This is a genomic window from Owariibacterium komagatae, assembly GCF_045865535.1.
Classification (GTDB): Bacteria; Bacillota; Clostridia; order Oscillospirales; family Ruminococcaceae; genus Ruthenibacterium; species Ruthenibacterium komagatae.
In genome coordinates this window covers 2,176,465-2,201,044 of record NZ_AP031406.1, presented here as the reverse complement: position 1 = coordinate 2,201,044, position 24,580 = coordinate 2,176,465, and the positions used below count along the sequence as shown (strand labels likewise).

The 24,580-nt window shown below is 53.4% G+C and carries 17 protein-coding genes, 4 tRNA genes and 3 rRNA genes; 7 read left to right on the top strand and 17 right to left on the bottom strand.

Features of this window, described 5'->3' with window-relative positions:
* The 11 genes from ACKTS9_RS10880 to ACKTS9_RS10830 all read right to left on the bottom strand — a co-directional run bounded on the left by ACKTS9_RS10880 (window position 1) and on the right by ACKTS9_RS10830 (window position 13,527).
* Window positions 1-690, bottom strand: coding sequence for a DUF3846 domain-containing protein (locus tag ACKTS9_RS10880; RefSeq protein ID WP_407880744.1), 690 nt, complete (start codon window positions 688-690; stop codon window positions 1-3).
* Window positions 691-696: 6 nt separating this feature from the next.
* A complete protein-coding gene (locus ACKTS9_RS10875; RefSeq protein ID WP_407880742.1) occupies window positions 697-939 on the bottom strand; it encodes a hypothetical protein in 243 nt (80 codons plus the stop codon).
* Window positions 940-997: 58 nt separating this feature from the next.
* Complete coding sequence (locus ACKTS9_RS10870; RefSeq protein WP_349216461.1) at window positions 998-1,723, bottom strand: class B sortase; 726 nt, start codon at window positions 1,721-1,723, stop codon at window positions 998-1,000.
* Window positions 1,723-7,728: a SpaA isopeptide-forming pilin-related protein gene (locus ACKTS9_RS10865; RefSeq protein WP_407880740.1), complete on the bottom strand. Its 6,006-nt coding sequence runs from the start codon at window positions 7,726-7,728 to the stop codon at window positions 1,723-1,725. Before ACKTS9_RS10865 ends, ACKTS9_RS10870 begins: the two co-directional genes overlap by 1 nt.
* Window positions 7,729-7,827: 99 nt before the next feature.
* Window positions 7,828-9,078, bottom strand: coding sequence for a gamma-glutamylcyclotransferase (locus ACKTS9_RS10860; protein WP_349216463.1), 1,251 nt, complete (start codon window positions 9,076-9,078; stop codon window positions 7,828-7,830).
* Between the two features lie 13 nt (window positions 9,079-9,091).
* Entirely contained in the window at window positions 9,092-10,045 is a 954-nt protein-coding gene (locus tag ACKTS9_RS10855) for an amidoligase family protein (protein ID WP_349216470.1), read from the bottom strand.
* The gene (gene dcm, locus ACKTS9_RS10850) at window positions 10,041-11,201 is read right to left on the bottom strand and encodes a DNA (cytosine-5-)-methyltransferase (RefSeq protein WP_407880737.1); all 1,161 of its coding nucleotides are present in this window, start codon (window positions 11,199-11,201) and stop codon (window positions 10,041-10,043) included. Before dcm ends, ACKTS9_RS10855 begins: the two co-directional genes overlap by 5 nt.
* A 66-nt stretch (window positions 11,202-11,267) precedes the next feature.
* Window positions 11,268-11,738, bottom strand: a complete 471-nt coding sequence (locus tag ACKTS9_RS10845) for a translation initiation factor 2 (RefSeq protein ID WP_349216465.1) — start codon at window positions 11,736-11,738, stop codon at window positions 11,268-11,270.
* 148 nt (window positions 11,739-11,886) lie between these two features.
* The gene (locus ACKTS9_RS10840) at window positions 11,887-12,159 is read right to left on the bottom strand and encodes a plasmid segregation centromere-binding protein ParR (RefSeq protein WP_349216466.1); all 273 of its coding nucleotides are present in this window, start codon (window positions 12,157-12,159) and stop codon (window positions 11,887-11,889) included.
* Entirely contained in the window at window positions 12,156-13,076 is a 921-nt protein-coding gene (locus tag ACKTS9_RS10835; RefSeq protein WP_349216467.1) for a ParM/StbA family protein, read from the bottom strand. The genes ACKTS9_RS10840 and ACKTS9_RS10835 overlap by 4 nt, the downstream gene beginning before the upstream one ends.
* 64 nt (window positions 13,077-13,140) lie before the next feature.
* Window positions 13,141-13,527: a DUF6075 family protein gene (locus ACKTS9_RS10830; protein WP_330032314.1), complete on the bottom strand. Its 387-nt coding sequence runs from the start codon at window positions 13,525-13,527 to the stop codon at window positions 13,141-13,143.
* A gap of 388 nt (window positions 13,528-13,915) precedes the next feature.
* Here ACKTS9_RS10830 and ACKTS9_RS10825 point away from each other — a divergent pair, with 388 nt between their 5' ends.
* The 4 genes from ACKTS9_RS10825 to ACKTS9_RS10810 are packed head-to-tail and all read left to right on the top strand — an operon-like array spanning window position 13,916 to window position 16,493.
* On the top strand, window positions 13,916-14,419 hold the full coding sequence (locus ACKTS9_RS10825; protein ID WP_204659522.1) for a flavin reductase family protein: 504 nt from the start codon (window positions 13,916-13,918) through the stop codon (window positions 14,417-14,419).
* Window positions 14,420-14,473: 54 nt separating this feature from the next.
* Window positions 14,474-14,905 (top strand): MarR family transcriptional regulator, encoded by a 432-nt coding sequence (locus ACKTS9_RS10820; protein ID WP_125116727.1) that lies wholly within the window; start codon window positions 14,474-14,476, stop codon window positions 14,903-14,905.
* On the top strand, window positions 14,905-15,594 hold the full coding sequence (locus ACKTS9_RS10815) for a radical SAM mobile pair protein A (protein ID WP_349216468.1): 690 nt from the start codon (window positions 14,905-14,907) through the stop codon (window positions 15,592-15,594). The genes ACKTS9_RS10820 and ACKTS9_RS10815 overlap by 1 nt, the downstream gene beginning before the upstream one ends.
* On the top strand, window positions 15,582-16,493 hold the full coding sequence (locus ACKTS9_RS10810) for a radical SAM mobile pair protein B (RefSeq protein ID WP_330032321.1): 912 nt from the start codon (window positions 15,582-15,584) through the stop codon (window positions 16,491-16,493). The genes ACKTS9_RS10815 and ACKTS9_RS10810 overlap by 13 nt, the downstream gene beginning before the upstream one ends.
* 353 nt (window positions 16,494-16,846) lie before the next feature.
* Here ACKTS9_RS10810 and ACKTS9_RS10805 read toward each other — a convergent pair.
* The 6 genes from ACKTS9_RS10805 to ACKTS9_RS10780 all read right to left on the bottom strand — a co-directional run bounded on the left by ACKTS9_RS10805 (window position 16,847) and on the right by ACKTS9_RS10780 (window position 22,175).
* A tRNA-Lys gene (locus tag ACKTS9_RS10805) sits at window positions 16,847-16,922 on the bottom strand.
* A 224-nt stretch (window positions 16,923-17,146) separates the two neighbouring features.
* A 5S ribosomal RNA gene (rrf, locus tag ACKTS9_RS10800) occupies window positions 17,147-17,263 on the bottom strand.
* A gap of 118 nt (window positions 17,264-17,381) precedes the next feature.
* Window positions 17,382-20,206 (bottom strand): 23S ribosomal RNA (locus tag ACKTS9_RS10795).
* A gap of 155 nt (window positions 20,207-20,361) precedes the next feature.
* Window positions 20,362-20,438 (bottom strand) — tRNA-Ile (locus ACKTS9_RS10790).
* Window positions 20,439-20,443: 5 nt separating this feature from the next.
* Window positions 20,444-20,519: transfer RNA gene (locus ACKTS9_RS10785), tRNA-Ala, on the bottom strand.
* A gap of 128 nt (window positions 20,520-20,647) precedes the next feature.
* A 16S ribosomal RNA gene (locus tag ACKTS9_RS10780) occupies window positions 20,648-22,175 on the bottom strand.
* Together the 16S, 23S and 5S rRNA genes with 3 tRNA genes alongside form the textbook arrangement of a ribosomal RNA operon.
* Window positions 22,176-22,647: 472 nt before the next feature.
* On the opposite strand from ACKTS9_RS10780, the gene ACKTS9_RS10775 reads away from it, so the two are divergent.
* The 3 genes from ACKTS9_RS10775 (at window position 22,648) to ACKTS9_RS10765 (ending at window position 24,311) form a co-directional block, all read left to right on the top strand.
* Window positions 22,648-23,421, top strand: a complete 774-nt coding sequence (locus ACKTS9_RS10775; RefSeq protein WP_349214620.1) for a type III pantothenate kinase — start codon at window positions 22,648-22,650, stop codon at window positions 23,419-23,421.
* Between the two features lie 88 nt (window positions 23,422-23,509).
* Complete coding sequence (locus ACKTS9_RS10770) at window positions 23,510-24,127, top strand: ECF transporter S component (RefSeq protein WP_349214621.1); 618 nt, start codon at window positions 23,510-23,512, stop codon at window positions 24,125-24,127.
* 107 nt (window positions 24,128-24,234) lie between these two features.
* Window positions 24,235-24,311 (top strand) — tRNA-Arg (locus tag ACKTS9_RS10765).
* Window positions 24,312-24,580 lie beyond the last annotated feature (269 nt).

The window sequence follows — 24,580 nt, the reverse complement described above, 5'->3', positions numbered from 1 at the left end:
TTATCGCTCTTTGTTACCACGCTGGTGGTCGCGCGGTTTGAGCTTTCCGTTCTCGTCGTACCGGTCCGGTCGTGCTGCCGGGATCGCCCAGCTGATCATCGAGCCGCACATCATTGCAGCCTGCTGTGCTTTGGAAACGCCAAGAATCTGATTGAGGCTGTCCGCATACTCTCCGGCACTCATTCCTTCCGGAATGTGCTTGATGGGCCAATAGCCGGACTGCCCGTGTTTTGTCAGCATAACCATATTGAGTTCCGGCAGCGCACAAAAACACAACTCCGGCAGATTATGTCTGAGCTCATACATTTTCTTGAGCCCTTCCGGTGCCCCTTCCAAGGCAGGATTGTCATACGCCAACCGGATCAGACCATCCTTATACGGCACGAACAGTTCCGGCTGCAAAAACATCTTTTTGTACTTGTCAGCCTGTTCATCGGTCAGACTGCAGAAGTTCTCACCCTCGATTCCACACACGAAAAACGGTCCTGCAATCGGACCATAATCCGGAACTTCTCTGTTCAGAGGCATGCCGTTGATCAGGCCCTCGTCATTGCAGACAACACAGGCCATATCCTTCCAGGGATAGGCACAATCGATCAGACCTCCGACTGCTTTCTGCAGCGATTCCAGGCCGGTGTCCAGTTCTTCGATTCGGGCATACTGGCCCGGTTCTACCATAACAACTTTCATTCGCACTCACTCCAATCCCAGCGAAAAAGGTTTCAGGCTGTTTGTGATTTCCTCATAAGAGTTGAACGTCACAGTGCAGCCCAGCAGATACGAAACAGCTTCGCCCCATTCCTTGAGCGGATACTGTTCTTTGTGTTTCATGAGGTACAAGTCACGCAGTGCTGCCCATTTCAGATGCGGTACAAGGCGGAGGCTGGAAATAAATGCGTGATTCTGTTCCGCCAGCCTATCCAGCAGACCTTGCTTCAATGAATTCCTCCCTTCATAAAAGGAGGCGGGGTGCCTGCACACCCCGCCGATTGCAGATTTAATCTTGTTCGATTGCCACAACCACTGTGCGCGCGCCGTCCCAATCATAAGCACAGGTCACCAGCGTCAGCAGGCGATCCTGCTTCTGGGGAACGATTTCTGTCCCGGCCAGCATACTGCCGGCAAAGGACAGAAAATCTTCATCCCCGGCAAACTGCGTCCTGTTAAACAGGAGCTTCGTCGTGTCAGTGGTCATTGCGGTCAAGATTCGGTATTCATGCGTCCCCTCTGCCGTTTGCAGGACAGCGATGGGATGCGCTTGCCGGAACTGCGGATCCGTCATCTTTTTCAAGACAGCGAACATGGTCCCGTCGTTCATGTTGTGGCCGAATACCACCAGATTCCGGCTGTCCGCTGTGCAGTCATACTGAAAGAACAGGCTGCCGGCCATCCGCCACTTCATGTCGTAGTTTCGCCGGAGATACTTTTCCGGGTCTTCGGCACTGCTTTGCAGCATGGGGTAATCCACTACCGTACCGGGAATGGTGAGCCATCCCTTCACGTCCGGATACCTGGCCTGCAGAGTCTCGAAGTCCAGCTGGGTTTCTTCTTTTCCAGCCGGTCCATCCCCGGAGAGATTATCTTCGGGGATGGTGGTAAACTGAGCTTTCAGGTCCTGTGCTTCTTGTGCTGTCAGCCGAGGCTGGAAGGCAATCAGCCAGACCAACCCCAGCAGGCAGATGCACAGGGTGCCGATGAGGAAACCCTTAGCGAAATGGCGCATCAGGATTCCTCATCATGAGTGCCGCTGCGCTTGAAGATCAGCAGCAGACCGCCAGCGGACAGCGCCGCAACAATGCCCAGCGCGATCCACAGCCAGGTCAAATCGCCGGTCTGCGGAACAGAAGGCACAAGGGGAACAGGGGTGGGAGTGGGTGCAGGCTGCTCCGGCGTGGGCTGCTCCGGTACCGGGGCAGGTGCATCCCGCATGACCACAGTCCCGTCTTCCATCAGGGTCCAGTGATCGACGATCAACCAATCTTTGTCCGTACAGACATACACATCATTTTCGGGCAACAGAGCGCCGTTCTCATCCTGCCGCTGAACCAGCTTGAAGCGGATACTTTCTGCCTTGGCAAAGCCATTCGGGGCAATGGTTTCCACCAGCGTATAGACCTTATTCAGTTCCAGGCTGCGGATCTCGACCGGCTTATCGCCGCTGACCCACTGGCGCACAACAGCGCCATTCTCGTCCTGGATCGTCAGAGTCGCACCAGGCAGTTCCTCGTCGCCGGTGAGCTGTCGCTTGCTGATGAACACGCTGGTCCCCTCGTTCTTGCACGCGCTTTCCAACACCTGGACTTTGGCCCCGGTGTAGGTAAAGGTAAACTCCATCGGCTCATCGTTCAGAAAGTAGCCGGTGGGCGCTCGCAGTTCACGGATGATATACCGTCCACTGTTCTGCTCGTCCCCCTCACCATAGCGGGCATCCTGCATGGGCAGGTCGCAGTCGAACACGACTACGCCGTCCTCGCCCGTGGGGGCAGAGGTCGCCAACAGATCACCGGCTCGGAACAGGCGGTCGCCGTCTGCGTTGTAGATGTCATCCTGCGTATACAGGTTGAACACCGCACCAGCCAGAGCCGCGCCGGTCTTCTCGTCCAGCTTAATGACCTTGACCTGCGCCTTTTCCCGCTCGTTGTGGAACTTCAAGACCTGCTGTTCGGTGAACTCGGCAGTGGCATCTTCCGCATTGACGATCTCGAACTCGCTGGTGACAGCATTGCCGTTCTCATCGATGGCGGTGATGCTCTTGGCCATGACCACGCTGTTGGTCTGCTCATCCCACTGGAAAGTCACATCGTAACTCTGCGTGGTGCCGGTAAAACCGTAGGGAGGTTTGGTTTCCTCAATGTGGTAGCTTCCAAGCGGCAGAGTCACTGTGACCTCACCAACCTTGTCATGGATGACGGACAGGAAATCGTAGGTGGCCTGGGTGCGGCCAGGACGGAACACGGCAATATCGCTGGTGCCGTCGCCGGTAGTGACTACTGCCACCACGTCCCCCTTGGCATACCACAAGCAACGATTGCCATCGACGTCGGTCTGGCGATCCTGGGTATAGATGTCCTCATTGGCTGTGATGGTGTACTGGGCGCCTGCCAGCGGGCGTTCCTCCCAGGTGAAGTTGCCGGGCCATGCCTCACCGGAGAACCAGGGGTCCAGAATATCCAGACTCCAGTCCTGTTCCCAGCCGGTCAGGACTTCACCTGTCTTGCGGATGGTGAGTTTGCCGAGGGTCTCATGGTTGATATACTCCTGAGTCAGGATATACTCGTCCATGCCATTAACCGCATTGCCAACTACTTCCCAGGCAGAGTCGGAAGAGATCTCAAACTGAACCGTATAGGCTTCATCGTTGAAGAAGCCGTTGGGGCCTTCCAGTTCTACGACCTCATATCGGCCCAGGGGCAGTTTTTCGGGGGTCTTCATGCGACCCTCGCTGTCGGTGTAGAACACATCGGTTTTGACAGTGGGATCACCGCTGTCGGGATCGACCATAGACAGCCGCTCTTTAGTTCCATCCTCATGCAGCATAAAGATGGCGAAAGAGGTATTGGCCAGCTTGACAGCCTTGCCGGTCTCAGCGTCCACCTTGACCAGCTTTAAGTAGCCTTCCATCTCTTCATCCAAGATGTTGTAGGTGACATAGCTGTTGCTGGGTTCGGTGACACTACCATTGGGGGTACAGAAGATACTCTGGGGCGTGTCTCTGTTCACCGTAAAGCCAAAGGGGTCGGCCTGGAACACGTCTTTCGGGATGGTGGTCTCAACGACCAGATACTGGCCATAGGGCAGACCGGTCACACGAATGATGCCTTCCTCATTGGTGAAAATCTCGCTCAGACGATACTCGTTGGTCGTGCCGGTAGGTACCCAGCCGAGGCCGCTGCCGTTGGCATAATCGCCCGCCTCGGTCAGAGTCGCATTGTAGCCATACACCAGTTCGGTGTCGCTTTCGAACATCCGGGCAATCGCCTGGGCTTCATTGCTAAAATCATACTTGAGGGTCTCGCTGTCGTAGTTGTCCTTGCGGTAGGCGTCCAGCACGCTCTGGATATTGTAGCTGCCGTCCGGGGCGCGGGTAAACTGATTCGCCTTGCTCAGATCGGGGATGCGGTAAATGGTGAAGCCCGCACCTTCCAGCTTGGGAGCAGGGCTGCCCGGGCCGGTGGTGCTCACCAGCTTGCGCAGTTCAAAACCGCCCTTCAGGACAGCGTCCAAACTCTGATTGCCTTCCCGAACCACATAGCCGGACTCATCACCATAGGACAGGGTCTGATAGTGGTTGATCTCATCGCAGAGATAACCTTTCGCGTAGCTCAGGTAGTATCCATCGTAGGTTTTGCTGCCGTCCAGCGCACGGCCCTCTGCCACGGCGGAGTAAAGATTTTTGTAGACGTAGTCGGTATACTCGCCATCGGACTGCTCCAGAGGAGAATACCGGCCAGTCGGCTCCAGTTCGCGATCCAATTCAGGGTACTGACCAGAGAGATAGAACTTGCTGCCAGTATCCACCGGCAGCACAATGCCCGTAGCCCGCTCCACCAGATAGTATTTACCGAGATAGAGATTGCTGAACACCAGCAGGCCGTCTTTGATCTCGGCGCTGGCTACCAGGTGGTCTTTGGAGAGGATGGGCAGATAACTGTCATCCCAGCCGCTGTTGGTGCGCACCGTGGTATGCCAGACGGGGGTGCCATCCTCATAGGTGATCTTGCTGTAATCCACAACACCGCTCACGCCGTCGGGGTGCAGGATGTCCTCAGCCGCATAAAGGTCGTACACGGCCCCTTCGATGCTGGCTTCACCATGAGTCGCAGTACCCTCCGGCTTTTGATCCAGATCCGCCTTTGTCAAGATGATCTCACCCAGAACGCGGTCGTTCTGGAACACATTATCCTTGGGGGTCATGGTGTAGCTGTCCTCGTTGTTTGCGAGGCCGGTGCTGTCGGTCACATAGGTGCGGCCAGCATCCTGCGGCTTATCGTGGATGGTGACAGTGGCTTCCGTGCCATCGCTGGTCACCAGTTTGGTGCCGCCGGTGTAGTTGGTGGCAATATCGGCTGTATAGTCGGCATTATCCAGCCAGATCACACTGCCATCATTGTCCTTGGTGATCTCGATATAGTAGGCACGCTTGCCCAGGGGAGTGCCAGCCTCACCGGGCTGCTCAATGTTGGTCCAGTCGCCATAGTAGCCGTCCGGCGCTTTGGTCTCAACGATGATAAAACGACCCTGGTTGCGCTGGGTGTAGTAGAGAGTGCGGCTAGTATCGAACTCCGTTCCGTAGTCGGTGCCATTGGCTACGGAATAGGTACCGTCCTCATTGCGGATCACCGTATACCGATTGTACCCGCCAAAGGGGATATACTTCTGGGTCACAGTATCCCATTCGAACACTTCGTACTCTGCATCGGCGGCAATCGGCTCTCCGGTCTCGCTGTCCACCTTAGAGATGTTGACCTGCAGGCTCCACTCGTCGTTGCGCATGATGTAGTCATTCGCACTATTCATAGGAACAGAAATTGTCTGACTGCCGCCATGCTCACCATCATAGAACTCGAAACCAACCGGGATCACCGTTTCATTAAAGCTGAAATTGATGCTGGCCAGCTTGCTTTTCGCCGCTGCGATAGCCCGATCAACCATGCCCTGGGCTTCGGCCCGCAAATCAGACTCTGCGCTGGCCTTGGCACTGGCCGCTGCTGCGTCGGCCTCTGCCTGACTGGCGAAAGGCCCTTCCCGACCGCTTCGGCTGCTGGTGGAGGTTTTGGTCACCGCATAGTGCAAGCTCCAGCTGGCACTGGCATCGCCACCCGTGGACTGGTAGGAATCGTCCATAACGTGACCGCCGGTGGTAACCGTCTGTTTGTCCGCAGGCGTGATGGCCCAGGAACCGCCGTCGATGGTCCCACCTTTTTCGATGGGCTCGATCTCGATAGTGGCGTTGTCCACCTTTTCGCCGGTCTCCAGCCCGGTCTTGTCGGTGTTGATCGTGTACTTGGCATCAAAGCTGCCGCTGACAGTCTGGGGCGAAGCAGACCAGCTGGCATAATACTCGGCGCCTGCGGGCGGTGCATTCGGGTCGATGCTGCCGGTGGGAGGCCCAATCAGAGCAATCGTCTGCCAACCTGCCTCGGAGGGTTCATAGATATAGGTAAAGTAATCACTTTCCGCTGCAAAGGTCGATACCCCGCTGCGCATCTGTTCAATGGAACCGAGGTAACTCCGGGCAGCGGTGCTGTCCGGGTAGTTGGCAATGACCCACCGCTGCACATCGTCGTATGCGGTATCCATGGTGGCATCCACGCTCAGCAGCCCAAGGCTCAATTGATTCAAGCCACCCCAAATATTGATTTGATTAGCATAGTGGTCGCCGGGCGTATACTGAGCTGCAGTCACCAAAGAGGTGTGCGAATAGTTGTAAACAGGGCATCCGTTGGGTGTGCCTTTCGCGCCGTGGGTGCAACAGTAAGCCTCCTCACCGTTAAACCACAACAGCCAAGTTCCGTTGACTTTTTTTACGGCAGTGATCTTGCCTGTCGTTACAGACGGTGTGGGCCGTGCCTCGTAGGTGCTGACCCTGTAGGCATCCGTCGGCTTTTCTGTTTCTCCTTCCAGCCGGACATTCAGGCTCTTTTCCATGCTGGTACCGTCCGGGGCAGCGTAGCGGATGGTTGCAGAGAAGTCGTGATCGGCTTGAACATAGATGCCGGTGGTGCCTGCGGATGCTTCCACATAGTTGGTGTTCAGCAGTTCCGCTGCAGTCTGTTCGTCAGCAACAGAGCCGTTATAGTCCAGCAGGACCACGTCTTCGGGCAGAATGATCTGCGAAGAACTGCCATTTGCAGGGTATTCCACCTGCACAAAAATAGGAACGATGGCGAAGCTCTCGCCAGCCTGCCGGGGCACCGTGATGGTCAGCCCGTCCGAATTCAGCGCCTCGGCATCCATATAGCCGATGGCAGTCGACTGGTCATCGTGCCAGAGACCGATGCCGATTTTGGTGTCGCCGGTAGCGACAGGCAGGCCATAAGACCCCATATAGCTGCCGGTCGGCGCATCGGGCAGATCGTCGTACAGCATCTGAGCGATCTCATTGAGGTCGGGCTCGGCACCGGCACCGGCATCGGTACCGCCGGTGCTGCCACCTTCTACGCTCGGCTCGACTGCCTGCTCGACTGTCATCTGCATGGTAACGACCAGAGCGGCCAATGCAGCATAAGCGGCAGCCACCGCATCGTTTTCCTTTTCGCTGTCGGGAAGGGCAAGGTAGATATCTTCCGCAACGGTCACCGGGGCGGCCGCTTCATCCGATACGGCGATTGCTTCATCCAGTGCGGCGATCAGATCCGGGTTTTCCTTGTCCTTCTGCCACGCCTGACTGGCTTCCCGCCATTGATCGATGGCTGCGAGGATCTGTTCACGGTCCAGCGCATCTACAGCGGCGATGAACGCCTGGGCTTCTGCGCTCAGTTTCGTTTTTTCTCCGAGCCCTTCGGCGGTGTCCGAAGACTCACTGCCGGCTTCAGGAACAGGCTCTGCGCTTTCCGGGGTGGAGGAAACTTCCACCTCCTGCCCCGCCGAGTTCGCCTCGCTCGTCGGGGCAGACTCCGAGGCGCTGCTCTCCAGTGCGAAAGCAGACGGGGCAAAGCAGGAGAGGCAGAGCATGAATGCTAGCAGCAACGCCGTGAAGCGGTGCCTCATTTTGTATTTCTGTTTCATCAATACCTCCAATAAAAAAAGCACCTGCGAATTGCAGGTGCTTAGGCTGTTTTGCGTGATTCTGTTTCTTGCAGAAGGTATTTATCCTTCTACTGTGTTTTATCCGAAGGTCACCGTCCAGTAGGTGTACTGCCCATCTGCAGTATCGCAGAACCAACAGGAGACTCCCATGGTGGTGAAGTCAGGGCTGACGATGTTTGCGTAGTGGTCAGGGCTGCCTTTCCAGGCTTCGCAGACCTCACTTGCGGAGCGCAGCGGACCCCTTGCGCAGATCTCACTGCGGGTCGTCATGCCCGAGTGGTCAAAGGCACCGCCGGCCACGAAGCTTTCGCATCGGTCACTTGCCGCCTCACTCAGCGACTCGTCCATCGTCAGTGCAGGCAGTCCGGCTTCAGCCCGGATGGCGTTGATGTTTTCCTGCACCGCCCAGTAGGCGCTGTCGCTGGAATCGATGTACCACCACTTATCTGTGCCCGCTGCAAGTTCAAAGGGCACGGCACCGTAGGCCGTAGTTGCGGCATTTGAGCCACTGGTTTCAGCAGCTTGTTCCGTGCTTTCGGTCGGCTCTGATGTGGTGGCAGGCTCCGGGGTCTGTATCGGCTGGCTGCCGGCAGACGAAGGATCCTGTGCGCTGCTTGCGGGTGCCGGTGTGGGGGTGGCCTGACTGTTTCCTTCGGTCTGGCTGTCAGAGGCGGCTTCCGACTGGGTCATAGAACTGCTCGGTGCAGATTGCGATTCGCTCGGCTGAGCTCCGCATCCGACCAGACAGGCCAGAAGCAACACTGCGCTCATGGTTTTATACATGGGTTCCACTCCTTTCAATCTCTCTATCATTTTCGGTCTGCGGTCATCCCGGCTGGCCTTTTTCTTGTGCGTTTTCAGCTGTGAGAGTCGCGCCTCGTATTCTTTCTGAAGGCGCTTTGCTTCCTGCAGCATCGGGACGGGGTTGATCTCATGCTGGCAGCATCCGTCCATGATTACTTCCATATAGCGGGGCGCGGGCGGTGCCGGGCTTTCCCGATACGGAGAATTCATGATGTACGCCATAGCCGTTATTTTCTGCCCGTTGCTGTCAGTGACCTCCAAAGACTCTTTGCCGTACAGCCGGGGATACCCCTCATAGAAATCCAGGTTCTTTTCGTCTTTCTGCGAGATACGCCAGAGAACGCCATCCACATGGCTTCCCACTTGGGGCAGGATCGTTGCGACCCCGGCACTGCTGTTTCCGCAGAAGGTCAGCCGGTAATCGTCCACACGAACCACCCCAACTACCTCTCCATCCGGGCATCGGAAAGCCATCTGGTCCAAGTCCATATTAGATCCATAGGCAAAGTATAGCAGTTTTTCCACGTTTTTTCACCTCCTATCGTTCTTCTCTGTGCCTGGTAGTCAGGCTTGGATAGCTGGAGCGTTCGTATCGCCATGCCCGGTCACCGGGCAGGTTGGCAAGCAGATGCTCTCGAACATTTTTGTACTCCGGCCCTATCAGGCCGAGCCGCAGCAGAAACGTGCGGAACGTGAAGGCGGGATTTTCGGAGATTTCCGTTTTCCTCATCAACGTCTTCTTCTGGTTAATCGCCTGTGCGGAGATGGCCAATGCCAGCGTGATGTTCGCCCGGACTTTACCGGCGTGGAGAGTGCTTTCAAAGCATCGCCATTCCAGTGTGCCTCGATAAAATACGGAATGCAGATTCAACGCATAATATCGAGTCCAGTTGTAGTGCTCATAGCTTCCATCATTCCCGCCATACCATTCCCGCTTCAGCCGCTCCATGCTGATGTTCGTGGGCAGCTTGGGGATTTTCTCCAGCATGGGTTCCCGCACCTTCTGGCACCAGCGTTCCACTCTGGCCTCGTTCACGTTGAGAGCTTTGAACAATATGTCCTCTTTGGAATACATGATGGACAGAGCGTTTTTCAAGCTTTGGGGTGTGTGCCGGGAGGCATCCACATGGACGTGCATCCCGCAGCTGCCGTTGACAACTGCTCCGGCATGGCGCAGTGTCCGCACAACCTCCTGCAGCTTTCCCATCTCCTCATAGCTCAGTTTGGGAGAGTTCATCTCGACCTTATAAAGGCCCGATGTCGCAGGAATCTGGCGGCGGCCATCTCGCATGGTAGCCTTGATGCTGCTGTCGAATACGAAACGCCATTTCTTTCCGTCCCGGTCGATCACTTCCCACGGATCATAGATCGTGGACTCGTGAGTCTGGCGGGCACTGGTCCCGAACAGGGTGGCGATCGCTTCCGCTGCCTGTTGACGGGTCAGCCCGGTCATTTCGATCTCGCAACCAAAAGGCTGCTCTTTCAGGTCAATGGCGCATCACCTCCGCATCCACAGCCGCCAGCCGTTTTCCGATGGCCTCTACCACGGTAACGGTCACTCCGTTGCCTGCTTGCCGGTACACCTGACTGTCGCTCTGGATGGCGAGGATCTTGTCGATCCTGTCATCTGCCCAGCCCTGTAAGCGGAGGCATTCTCTCGGCGTCAATCGGCGGATCCGCCCGCCGACCAGGACGCCAGAGGCTTCTCGCTTGTGCTTGCGGATCCCTCCGTTCTGCTTGGCAGTCAGGCATCGGGCGATTTCGGTGACTTCCGGATCTTCGTTCATATCCACGAATCGGGGTGCCTCAACCAGCGTCCCCTGGGTCGCATCCGTGGTCAGGGTATGAGCGATCTTGTGGCCCACACGGCCGCGGCGGGTGTTCATTTGCGGATAGGCCAAGTCGATGCTGTCTCCCGGATAGGCCATCTTGTAGCCCTTTCGGGTGGCTTCCTTGATTGGGAACCCCACCTGATACAGCCCGGTCTTGCCGCCCATACCGCCTGCCTGGCTGGTGAGCGTACAGCTTACTCCGCTGGGGTCGTAGACCCGGCTTCCCTGTGGTCCATCATGGATGCAGGTAAGAGGCGTCTTATTTGTTCCGGTGAAAGGAAATATTTTTCCTCTACATCGCTCATCAAGATATCCGACAATGTACACTCGACGTCGGGACTGGGGGACGCCGAAATCCTTGCTGTTAAGCACCTGCCATTCCACATGATACCCCAGTCCCCCCAGCGCATCGAGGATCGCCGCAAACGTCCTGCCATGGTCATGGTTAAGCAATCCGGGAACATTTTCAAAGAGCAGATACCGAGGCTTCCGGGCTGCAGCCATTCGGGACAGTTCAAAGAACAGGGTCCCTCGGGAATCGCCAAATCCTTTTCGAGCGCCAGCGATGCTGAATGCCTGACAAGGGAATCCACCGCAGAGCAGATCGAATTCCGGGAGTTCAGCGGGGTCGATTGTTCTTGCGTCTGAGCTATACCATTCCTCCTCACATTCGAACAGAGCCCGATAACTCTGTTGTGCGTATTTGTCGCACTCACAAAATCCTACACATTGAAATCCGCCGGCAAGCTGCAGGCCCTCTCGAAACCCGCCGATGCCGGCGAACATATCGATGAATCGAATACTCTCTTGCTTCAACTCCTTTCGTTACGATGTTTCTGTTTCTGTCTGCATGGGAACCACCTCCTTTGCTTGTGGGGGATATCACGCTTCCTCGCTGGGAGCGTTGTCAGTCTCCTCGTCAGCCACATCGGCTTCCTGTTCGGTGCCGCAGCCGTCGTATTCGGAGAGATCGCCGTTTTCCGGCTGGTCTTCTTCCAGCGGGTCTTCGTGGCTGCCCTCGTCCTCGTCGGCCCGGGCCGCTTCGAAGTCTTCGTCCGCCTCCTCCAGAGCCTGCTCGATCAGAGTAACGATGAACTCTTTCTGGCTCAACTTTCTCCCGTACACCTGCTCGTAGCGGATCAGGTACTCTTTTACCTTCTGGTACAGTTCTTCGGTTACCTGAAATGCAATGGTTCGTGTGGCCATGTTCCCTTCTCCTTTCTTGTTGTGGTCATCCAGATACATATAAACGGCCTGTTGGATGAACTGCGCTGTGGTCATTCCTTTGTTCTCCAGTGCCTTTCGGATCCGCTCGTGCAGTTCTTCCGGCACGGTTACTGTCAGCTTGCCCATGCTGTTCCCTCCTTTCCATATCTTCCCTTTGGGCAACACAAGCATAGACAAAGCATCCGAACAAAGCTATCACCAAGTGCAACAAGAATTCATCGGGTAAATGCGGCACGTTATACATAGCAGATGCCCTTCTCCATCACAGCCACATCTACGTTTCCATCAGGCTTGCCATAAACCCCAGCATCTCATCCGGAACTTCCGTTTGTTTCTTTTGGAGGCTTTCCCCTTTGACAGCCACGCTTGGATCCGTCAGAACTTTGCGCAGGGTCTTCTCCAGCCCTTTTTGAGATTCTAAACACAGGATCGCCTGAACAAGGTACTCATTCTTTTGCCCGGCAGGGACCCTTTCGAGATATTCCCATGCCTGCTGATGCAGCTTCAAGCGACGGTTCGGTCTGAACTCGAACTGGGGTCGTTTCATCGCTGTTCCTCACGGCTCGACATTTGGCTCAAAATCCGTTCGTAGCCCTCAGCGTTCACCTTATCGTCCTCCAGCAGAAAAGCCCGACAAAGGCCGTCACGTTCGCTCACGTTGCGCATGACGGTCGCAGCGCCTCCTCCCATCAGAATCACGGGTAGAGTTCGCAGGTCAAACCCTGCTTCCATTGCCGCCGAAATGAGCCGCTCCGTGTAGAGTCGGCCCTGTCGCTGGATGAGCTTTCGGGCTTCAGGGTCCATGCTACAGGGCTTGCCGGCAAGGATCCGTTCCACCTGGGCGTCCGTAACAGACAGGCCGGTATCCCGACGAACCTGCTCCTGGATCTCATCCATGCAGCGGATCATGCCAAGTTCCAGGCTGCGGCAGGTGGCCGCATTAGGGACGTTGTTGTCCAGTCGCATAAGGTCGACTGTCCATCCGCCGATGTCCATGAGAAGCACAGACGGCTCATCCTTCACCAACTCAGGATGAATAGCGATAGCGGAATAGCCCTGGGGAAACAGTTTCACGTTTTCGATCTTGACCTTGTAGCGTTCCCCCTCGAAGAGGAAGCTGACTGGCTGGCCATTGCGCAGCAGATATTCGGTGAAAAGTTTCTTATCCCGACCATAACGAGCCAGGGGGAGGCCCGCAGCCAGCGTCACCGAGCTCTCCGCCGGAAGTCCCCTGCAGCGAAGTTCCATGGCAATGGCGGCCAGGGTCAGAATGTAGTAGTTGTCGTTGACGGTCTTGTCACGCAGGATCGGCTGCCGGCCTGTGCCGCAGACGTAGTATTTGCCGCCGATCTGGAGGGTGTTCTTCAGGGTGTAGGGTTCATGGGTGTACGCTGTCACACCGGCTGGGAACGAGAAATGCCTGGTTTTGATAGCGTAGTACCCGTGGTCAATGCCCATGATCATGGTTTCAAGTCCTTTCTGGCATTTGCCTTTATTTCTGTGTTTTTTCTTTCGGCCCCGTCCCATCTTATCTGGCCCGACTTACGCTGGGGGCCTGGGGTTCCCTGCAGTACTCCGGGTACCGAAGCCGAACCGCTTCCAACATGTAGGCCGCATCCGACGAGCTGAACAGATCATAAGGCGTCGCACAGCCATCCGCGTTCCACCCGTTCCAGAGGTTGAACGCCAAGCGGGTCAGGCAACTGCTCCCGCTGGTCTGCCAGCCTTTGTTCAGCCCCTCCGGCCGGATCACATCGTCCCGAAAATCATAGACATCCTCGATGTGATGCCGGGTGTCCCCGCTGATGCCCATGGTGTAGAAGAAAGCCTTGTGGTAGGGATCCAGGCTGCCGGTTCGGGCGAGGCACTGCTCATAGAATTTCTCGTGTTCGCTGTTTTTAAATTTGATCGACATTTCGTTCCTCCTTATTTGGTTGTTCAAGGAAATCACCGGCTGGAAAAGACGATGACTTCCATTTCGGCAATGTTGTTTGCTTTGCTGGGCTGTGGGAGTATGCATCCTGCAGGCATTTATATCTTCTTCCCAGCAGGTAAGTGTATCTTGGGGGGAGAGTGTGAGAGGGGGGAAAGCAACGCAGCCTTCCTCGAAAGCAGGTAAAAGGCGCACTTCCCCCTTGGCGTGATGAGGAATTTCTGCCCATGTCCGAGATTGTTCTCGGGAAACAAAAAAAGCGCCTGTTTGGATAAATCCAATACAGACGCTTAAAGATGAAATTCAAAAAAGATTGACAGGGGATATTCCTATATAGTATAATCTTAAATAAAATAAGGAGGTTCCTACAATGAAAAAAATCGATATCAGCAATGCGCCTGCTTACACTTCTCCCAATTCCATGACTCTGCTCTGTACAGAAAAACCGGATGGCAGCACCAACCTTGCAACTCTGGCATTTTGGGCTTTTGCGTCCACCAATCCCGGCAAAATCATGTTCTCCCTAAACAAAGGGGCTTATAGTCTGGAACTGCTGGCTGAGAAGAAAGAAGTTATTCTCGCCATCCCCGGGGTTGAACTGACCAGCGCTTTGATAGGATGTGGCACCTGCTCCGGACGTGATACGGATAAGGCTTCTAAGGTCGGTCTGACGATGCAGGAAGTGGAGGGCACAAACATCAAGGCTCCTGTTCCCTGCAAACTGCTCATTCATGCGACTGTTGCCCAGACGATGGATGCGGACGATCATGTTGTCCACCTCTGCGATGTCAAGGGTGTTTACGGCGATGAAGATGTGGATGCTGTATTTGGCTGGAAAGGTTACGCTGAATTTGCGGCTGCGCAGCAGAAATAAGAAAAGACAAGGCGGCTGTCTGCGGATGGTCGCCTTGCGGTTTGAGGTGGCAATATGAAAACACAAGGTGGATTCTTGATAACCCGGATCAAACAGGTCGGTGGACGAGTTTTTGAACGCATATTGAGCGAAAAAAACATTGATGCTTTTAATGGCTCCCAGGGAAGGATTCTATATATCCTCTGGCAGAAGGATGGCGTTCCCATCAGTGAGTTGTCAAAGGAGACCGGTCTTGCCACAACCACACTGACCAGTATGCTCGACCGCATGGAGGCGGCGAACCTGATCTATCGGGACAGAGGCGACAAAGACCGGAGAAAGATCCTCATTTTTCTGACAGAAGAAGCCAAAGGTTTGGAGCAGGAATATAATGAAGTAACGGAAGAAATCAGCAACATTTATTACAAGGGATTTTCCGAGGCGGAAATCGAGCAGTTGGAGAACTATCTCCACCGCATCCTGAAAAATGTGGAGGATGTTCTCTGATGAGCGTCTGCATTAAGGACAATATTCAAAATATGAATTTGGTTATTGGCTGTACCATAGGCTGTTCTTACTGTTATGCCCGGAATAATGTAAAGCGGTATCATATGATCAACGACTTTAGTAAACCTGAGTTTTTTCCGAATAAGCTGCGGCTGATGGAAAGGAACCGCCCGCAAAATTTCCTGCTGACCGGTATGAGCGATTTGGCGGGATGGCAGCCGGAGTGGCGAGAGCAGGTATTCGCAAAGATTCGGGAAAACCCGCAGCATCAATTTTTGTTTTTGTCAAAGCGTCCCGACCTGCTGGATTTTGAGACGGACTTGGAAAACGCATGGTTTGGCGTCACGGTCACAAGGAAATCAGAGCTGTGGCGCATCGACACGCTCAAGGCCAATGTCCGGGCAAAACACTATCATGTTACCTTTGAGCCGCTATTTGATGATCCCGGCGAAGTGAATCTTTCCGGCATTGACTGGATCGTGGTAGGGACGATGACCGGGGCGAAAAGTAAAAAAGTACGAACAGACCCAGCATGGGCGTATTCCCTTGTGGAGCAGGCCCATGCGCTTGGCATTCCTGCTTTTATGAAAGAAGACCTTGTTCCCCTCGTGGGTGAGGCAAACATGGTGCAGGAATTTCCGGAAGCATTCAAGCAGGTATTGGAGGCACAGCAGAAATGGCACAAATAGAAAAGAACGGCATTCTGATTCGTGAAGTTGAGACAAAGAATATTATGACCAAATCCAGCCTTCCAGTTGGCGGTTATTCGGTCAACCCTTATGTGGGCTGCACCCATGCCTGCAAATACTGCTATGCATCTTTTATGAAGCGATTCACCGGACACACGGAGGAATGGGGCACGTTCCTTGATGTGAAAAATTGGCCGGAAATCAAAAATCCTAAGAAATATGCGGGGCAGCGCATTGTAATCGGCTCCGTGACGGACGGCTATAACCCGCAGGAGGAACAGTTTGGCAATACCAGAAAACTGCTGGAGCAGCTTAAAGGCAGCGGTGCGGATATTTTGATTTGCACCAAATCCGACCTTGTGGTGCGTGACATTGATCTTCTAAAAGAGTTGGGCCAGGTCACTGTATCGTGGTCAATCAATACGCTCGATGAGGATTTCAAAGATGATATGGACAAAGCTGTAAGCATCAAACGGCGGCTTGCGGCTATGAAGCAGGTTTATGATGCAGGCATTCGCACAGTCTGTTTTGTTGCGCCGGTTTTTCCGGGCATCACGAATTTTGAAGCAATCTTTGAACGAGTGAAGGATCAGTGCGACCTATTCTGGCTGGAAAACCTGAACCTGCGCGGCGGCTTCAAAAAGACGATCATGGATTACATAGCAGAAAAGCATCCTGACCTTGTGCTACTGTATAACGAAATCTATAACAAGCGCAACCGCAGCTATTTTAAAACTCTGGAAGCAAAAGCCGAGGAGATGGCCAGGAAATATGACTGCCCCTTTGTGGACAATGAAATGCCCTATGGCAGAGTGCCGCAGGGACATCCTGTCATCGTAGATTATTTCTACCATGAAGAAGTCCGGGGGACAGAGAATACGGGAAAGCGGAACAAGTGACACATTTAATAATATGGCTTTAAGAGCATCGCTTCGGCGGTGCTTTTCTTATACCCTTTTGGTGGCAATTTTATGGATACGCTGGAAGGCAAACAAATTATAGTTCGTATCACATATATCCCCTCTTCCTTTAATGGAGAGGGGATATTTTTTTGCCGTTTTTTAAATCATCACTTGACATTGTGGCAAAGAGTTGTGATACGATTTGAGACACACTCTTCCATGCTCACACCTCCATTCGGGCAAAAGAAAAAGGCGAGGAAATCTCCTCACCTTTTCTTTACCAGTCTAATTGCAGGACATTGTGTGTAATTAAAAATCCACTGTCCAAATTTCTCTGGACAGTGGATATCTGGTGCACTTCCAGGGACTCGAACCCTGGGCCCGCTGATTAAGAGTCAGCTGCTCTACCAACTGAGCTAGAAGTGCATATGAGGATTTTTCGGCGTTACACCGTCAAATCCTTTTTGTGGTTGTGCACCAGTCAGTGGTCATACAACTTAACAGTTGCTCTACCAACTGAGCTAGAGGTGCATATGAGGATTTTTCGCGATATAGCGTCAAATCCTATTTGTGTGTCGCACATTACTCTTGGTCATACAACTTAACAGTTGCTCTACCAACTGAGCTAGAGGTGCATACATTGAGAAAAGAGCCGGCACCTACCTATTTTTCCAGGTCGTCTCCAACCAAGTATCTTCGGCACAACCAAGCTTAACTACTGTGTTCGGAATGGGAACAGGTGGGACCTTGGCGTCATCGGCACCGGCTATGAATACTAAAAGCAACGCTATTAGCCTAGCCTTGTATTCTCTTTTCTCTCTTGAGGAACTCACCCTCAAAACTGAACAACAACTGCTTTTGGCAAATGCAGAACCAATCTAAGATGTGGTCAAGCCCTCGACCTATTAGTACATGCTAGCTGAACGTGTCACCACGCTTACACTTCATGCCTATCAACCTTGTAGTCTTCAAGGGGTCTTACCTGATTGACTCAGTGGGATATCTTATCTTTGGGCCGGCTTCACGCTTAGATGCTTTCAGCGTTTATCCGATCCGCACATAGCTGCCCAGCTGTGCCACTGGCGTGACAACTGGTGCACCAGAGGTGCGTCCATCCCGGTCCTCTCGTACTAGGGACAGATCCCATCAAATATCCTGCGCCCACGACAGATAGGGACCGAACTGTCTCACGACGTTCTGAACCCAGCTCGCGTACCGCTTTAATTGGCGAACAGCCAAACCCTTGGGACCGAATTCAGCCCCAGGATGCGATGAGCCGACATCGAGGTGCCAAACCTCCCCGTCGATGTGGACTCTTGGGGGAGATCAGCCTGTTATCCCCAGGGTAACTTTTATCCGTTGAGCGATGGCATTTCCACTCACATACCACCGGATCACTAACTCCAACTTTCGTTACTGCTCGACCCGTCAGTCTCGCAGTTAGGCTGGCTTTTGCGTTTGCACTCTTTGGCTTGGTTTCCGTCCAAGCTGAGCCAACCTTTGAACGCCTCCGCTACATTTTAGGAGGCGACCGCCCCAGTCAAACTGCCCACCTAACAATGTCCCCCAACCCGATTCAGGGCTGCAGGTTAGAATTCCAATATCACAAGTGTGGTATCCCAAGGTCGACTCCACAAAAGCTGACGCTCTTGCTTCCCAGTCTCCCACATATCCTGTACATGTAATACCGAAACCCAATATTAGGCTACAGTAAAGCTCCATGGGGTCTTTCCGTCTTGTCGCGGGTAACCGGCATCTTCACCGGTACTACAATTTCGCCGGGCGGGCTGTTGAGACAGTGCCCAAATCATTACACCATTCGTGCGGGTCAGAACTTACCTGACAAGGAATTTCGCTACCTTAGGACCGTTATAGTTACGGCCGCCGTTTACTGGGGCTTCGGTTCGATGCTTGCACATGTCCCCTTAACCTTCCAGCACCGGGCAGGTGTCAGCCCGTATACGTCATCTTTCGATTTAGCACAGACCTGTGTTTTTGCTAAACAGTTGCTTGGGCCTATTCTCTGCGGCTCACTTTCATGAGCACCCCTTCTCCCGAAGTTACGGGGTCAACTTGCCGAGTTCCTTAACAACCCTTCTCCCGTTGGCCTTAGAATCTTCTTCCTACCTACCTGTGTCGGTTTGCGGTACGGGCACCTTAGATATACACAGGGCTTTTCTCGCCTCTCTCCATGCACGACTTCGCTCATTCGCTCGCTTTCGACCGGGAACCAACACCCGGCTCATACACTTCAAAAGTGTCCCCCTGCTTAAATCTTTCGGTGGCTACGGAATCTCTACCGTATGTGCATCGGCTACGCCTTTCGGCCTCACCTTAGCTCCCGGCTAACTTGGAGCGGACGAACCTTCCTCCAAAAACCTGAGGCTTTCGGCCATGATGATTCTCACATCATTCGCGCTACTCATTCCGGCATTCTCACTTGTGTACAATCCACGACCGCTTGCGCTACCGCTTCTCCTCGTACACAACGCTCCCCTACCCAGCATTGCTGCTGCCTAAGCTTCGGTGCAGATTTTAGCCCCGTTGAATTTTCGGCGCAGAGCCACTCGACCAGTGAGCTATTACGCACTCTTTAAATGAGTGGCTGCTTCTAAGCCAACATCCTGGCTGTTTGTGCAGCTCCACATCCTTTTCCACTTAAATCTGCTTTGGGACCTTAGCTGTAGGTCTGGGCTGTTTCCCTTTTGACTATGAGACTTATCTCACACAGTCTGACTCCCATGCATCAATTTTCCGGCATTCTTAGTTTGATAGGCTTCGGTACCCTCTCGGGCCCTAGGCCATTCAGTGCTTTACCTCCGGAAATCTAACATGAGGCTAGTCCTAAAACTATTTCGGGGAGAACCAGCTATCTCCGAGTTCGATTGGAATTTCTCCGCTACCCACAGTTCATCCGCCGCCTTTTCAACGGAGGTCGGTTCGGCCCTCCATGGAGCTTTACCTCCACTTCAGCCTGACCATGGGTAGGTCACTCGGTTTCGGGCCCAATGCATGCAACTCAACGCCCTTTTCAGACTCGCTCTCGCTGCGGCTCCAGTGCTTAACACCTTAACCTCGCTACATACATTCGCTCGCCGGACCGTTCTACAAAAAGTACCCGATCACACTTTGACGTGCTCTCGGTGCTTGTAGGCACAGGGTTTCAGGTTCTATTTCACTCCCCTCCCGGGGTGCTTTTCACCTTTCCTTCACAGTACTATACGCTATCGGTCACTGGGTAGTATTTAGGCTTGGAGGGTGGTCCCCCCGACTTCCGACCAGGTTTCACGTGTCTGGCCGTACTCTGGATCCTGCGCAGCTCTCTCCGTTTTCCCTTACATGGCTCTCACATTCTCTGGCGTGCTTTCCCACACACTTCAGGTAACAGATTAAGTCCTAAAAGCAGTCCATAACCCCGACAGTATTTCTACCACCGGTTTGGCCTCTTCCGCGTTCGCTCGCCACTACTTACGGAATCTCGGTTGATTTCTCTTCCTCGCCCTACTTAGATGTTTCAGTTCAGGCGGTTCCCCACATACACCTATGGATTCAGTGTATGTTACATGGACATGACTCCATGTGGGTTTCCCCATTCAGAAATCTGCGGATCAAAGATTGTTTGCATCTCCCCGCAGCTTTTCGCAGCTTACCACGTCTTTCTTCGGCTCCCAGTGCCAAGGCATTCGCCCTGCGCCCTTTCTAGCTTGACCGTTTTCTCAGTCTTGATTCTTCCATTTGCCAACTAGAGTTTCTCGAAATTGTAGATTTCTCTATCAATCTTTTGTCTTCTCTAATCTTCGCAGTTCTTGTTCAGTTTTCAAGGTGCATTCCGCTGTTTGAACTTCCTTCTCCTTCTCAGAAGAAGTGGTGGGCTCAAGTGGACTCGAACCACCGACCTCGCGCTTATCAGGCGCGCGCTCTAACCACCTGAGCTATGAGCCCATTTTTGGTGGAGATAAGGAGGCTCGAACTCCTGACCCCCTGCTTGCAAAGCAGGTGCTCTCCCAGCTGAGCTATACCCCCACGCTTTCGCGTTCGGTTACGCTCTTTATCTTGAGTTCCCTTAAGGGCCCTCAAAATTAAACAATATCTTTCCGCTTAACTTCCCCTGTTCCAGAATGCTCTTCCGAACATCCTGCCTGACTCCTTAGAAAGGAGGTGATCCAGCCGCACCTTCCGATACGGCTACCTTGTTACGACTTCACCCCAATCACCAGTTTTACCTTCGGCGGCGTCCTCCTTGCGGTTAGACTACCGACTTCGGGTCCCCCCGGCTCTCATGGTGTGACGGGCGGTGTGTACAAGGCCCGGGAACGTATTCACCGCGGCATGCTGATCCGCGATTACTAGCAATTCCGGCTTCACGCAGGCGGGTTGCAGCCTGCGATCCGAACTGAGACTATTTTTGTGAGGTTTGCTCCACCTCGCGGTATCGCTTCTCTTTGTTAATAGCCATTGTAGTACGTGTGTAGCCCAGGTCATAAAGGGCATGATGATTTGACGTCATCCCCACCTTCCTCCGTTTTGTCAACGGCAGTCTCGCTAGAGTCCTCTTGCGTAGTAACTAACGATAAGGGTTGCGCTCGTTGCGGGACTTAACCCAACATCTCACGACACGAGCTGACGACAACCATGCACCACCTGTCTCGATGTCCCGAAGGACTTCACTAATCTCTTAGCTATGCATCGGATGTCAAGACCTGGTAAGGTTCTTCGCGTTGCTTCGAATTAAACCACATACTCCACTGCTTGTGCGGGCCCCCGTCAATTCCTTTGAGTTTCAACCTTGCGGTCGTACTCCCCAGGTGGATTACTTATTGTGTTAACTGCGGCACGGATGGGGTCAATCCACCCACACCTAGTAATCATCGTTTACGGCATGGACTACCAGGGTATCTAATCCTGTTTGCTACCCATGCTTTCGAGCCTCAGCGTCAGTTAGTGCCCAGTAGGCCGCCTTCGCCACTGGTGTTCCTCCCGATATCTACGCATTCCACCGCTACACCGGGAATTCCGCCTACCTCTACACCACTCAAGATCTGCAGTTTTGAAAGCAGTTCATGGGTTGAGCCCATGAGTTTCACTTCCAACTTGCAAATCCGCCTGCGCTCCCTTTACACCCAGTAATTCCGGACAACGCTTGCCACCTACGTTTTACCGCGGCTGCTGGCACGTAGTTAGCCGTGGCTTCCTCGTCAGGTACCGTCATTATCGTCCCTGACAACAGAGGTTTACAATCCGAAGACCTTCTTCCCTCACGCGGCGTCGCTGCATCAGAGTTTCCTCCATTGTGCAATATTCCCCACTGCTGCCTCCCGTAGGAGTCTGGGCCGTGTCTCAGTCCCAATGTGGCCGATCAACCTCTCAGTCCGGCTACCGATCGTCGCCATGGTGGGCCGTTACCTCACCATCTAGCTAATCGGACGCGAGGCCATCTTTCAGCGGATTGCTCCTTTGACCTCAATACGATGCCGTATCGTGGTCTTATGCGGTATTAGCAGTCGTTTCCAACTGTTGTCCCCCTCTGAAAGGCAGGTTCCTCACGTGTTACTCACCCGTTCGCCACTAAGCTAAGCCAATGTCACTCCGAAGAGATCTATCGAAATAGCTCCGTTCGACTTGCATGTGTTAGGCGCGCCGCCAGCGTTCGTCCTGAGCCAGGATCAAACTCTTCATTAAATGGTATTTAAACCAGCTTAATGCTGAATCTAAATCTTAGCATCCAGTCCGCAATCGCTTGCGTCCTAAATTACTTAAAGGAAATGTTTTTTGTGAACGTTTTTCACGTTCTAGGGTTCCGTTAAGCTTCTTGATATTGTTTAATTTTCAAGGTCCTTAGCGTCCTCTCGGACAGCTCATTTATTATATCTCATTCAGTTCCGTTTGTCAAGAACTTTTTTCGATATTTTTTTGAGCCGTCTCTTCGGAGCAGCTTTCCTATTTTAGCACTCTCTTGCCCTTTTGTCAAGAACTTTTTTCGTGCTCTTTTCGGTCGGCTTTTCGCTCTTTTGTGACCCGTCCGTGGGGACAGCTTTGTTATACTACCACATCCTTCCTCTCCTGTCAACTCCTTTTTTCGCGTTTTTTGAAAAATTTCTCTTGTCTTCTTTCTTTCTATATATTACTATATATAAGGATTGGAGGCGGGCATATGGTTCTGACCGTGAATGTGAGCAACACATCCGTGCTTTTGGGCGCTTACGAAGAGGGCCGGCAGGCCTTTTTTGCCTCGCTGCACACCAATCTTTCCAAAACATCGGACGAGTATGCCGTTCAGATGCAGTCTGTTCTGGCACTGTACGGACGCACGCCAGCCGAGATCACCGGTGTGATTTTTTCCTGTGTTGTCCCGTCGCTTCTGAGCTGCATTCGTCATGCGCTGTCTCATCTCTATTCCGGACGTATCTATACGGTTGGGCCAGGCCTGAAAACCGGTCTTGCCATTCGAATGGATGATCCCTCGCAACTGGGCAGCGAACTGGTCTGCTGCGCTGTAGAAGTTCTGGCAGCCTATCCGCATCCGTGCGTGATCGTTTCCTTTGACACCGCCACCACGATGATTGCTCTGGACGAAAAGGGAACCATGCGGGGCGGCACCATTCTGCCCGGTGTGCGCACCGGCATGGATGCACTGAGTATCCGCACCGCTCAACTGCCGCAAATCGATCTGGCCGCCCCCAAGTGCGGTGTGCTGGGCACCAATTCCACGGCCTGTATGCAGGCCGGCGCGATTTTGGGCACCGCCAGCATGCTGGACGGGATGTTGGACCGCTTTGCAGCCGTGCTTCAGTGCCAGGAATTGTTTTGCGTCGCCACCGGCGAAATTGCGCCAGTGATTTTGCCCCATTGCAATCACCAGATTCACTACCACGAGAATCTGGTGTTGGACGGATTGTATCGACTGTATCGCAAAAACGCCAAATGAGGTGTTCCCGCCGCGAAATAAGCGGCGTGTACATAAAATAAGGTTACGCTGTATCCGCTTTGGGCGGAACGGCAGTAAGGAGAAAAAAATGAAAAAACAAACCAATGTCCGTTACCTTGTCCAACTGTCTCTTCTGGCAGCCATCGAACTGGTCATGGCTTACACGCCGCTGGGCTATCTGCGTGTGTTTGCCCTGGAGATTACCTTCCTGATGGTGCCGGTCACGTTAGGCGCTATCCTTCTTGGCCCCGCCGCAGGTGCGGTGCTGGGCGGTGTTTTCGGCCTGACCAGCTTTGCCACTTGTTTCAGCGTCAGCGGCTTCGGTGATGTACTGCTGTCTATCAATCCGGTGTTCACCTTCCTGGTTTGCGTCCCCACACGCATTCTGGCCGGATGGCTGGCGGGGGTGCTGTTCAAAGCGATCTTTGCTGCAGAGCAGAAAACCGGCAGCCGCCATTGGCTGTCCTTCGGCGCAGCCTCTCTGGCCGGACCTGTGTTGAACACGGTGTTTTTCATGAGCGCGCTGGTGTTGTTCTTCTATCAGACGGATTTCATTCAGGGAATGGCGCAAGCGCTGGGCGCAGCTAATCCGCTGATTTTTGTGGTGATGTTCGTGGGCTTCCAAGGCGTTCTGGAAGCAGTCGTCGGCTTCCTGGTGGTGGGTGTTTTGAGCAAAGCCCTTCACCGGCAGTTGTTTCGCGCTTAACCAATAAAGAAAGAAGCGCGCAGTTTTGCGCGCTTCTTTTTTCTTTTAAAAAGGACTTTTCAAACGATAAAAAATATGATAAGATAATTGTTGCACTTAGAAAAGATGCGTCCGTAGCTCAGTTGGATAGAGCGTTCGGCTCCGACCCGGAAGGCCGCTGGTTCGAATCCAGTCGGGCGCACCAAAACCACCAATCCCGTCAAACCGGATTGGTGGTTTTTCTTTTATTGTTTTATCCCTTACAGCCAAGAACACCCCCATCTCCTCTATGGGCCAAAAACATTTGTGCCAATCTTTGAAACCTCAAAAGGGAGTCCCGCAGCACTTGCTGCAGGGGCTCCCTTTTATTTTGCGTTCTACACAATCATCGCACGACCTTTGGGTGCATTGCGGTGCGCATCTTTTCTACAATCGCATTTATTTGCTCCACTACAAAACTCTCATCCTAAAACA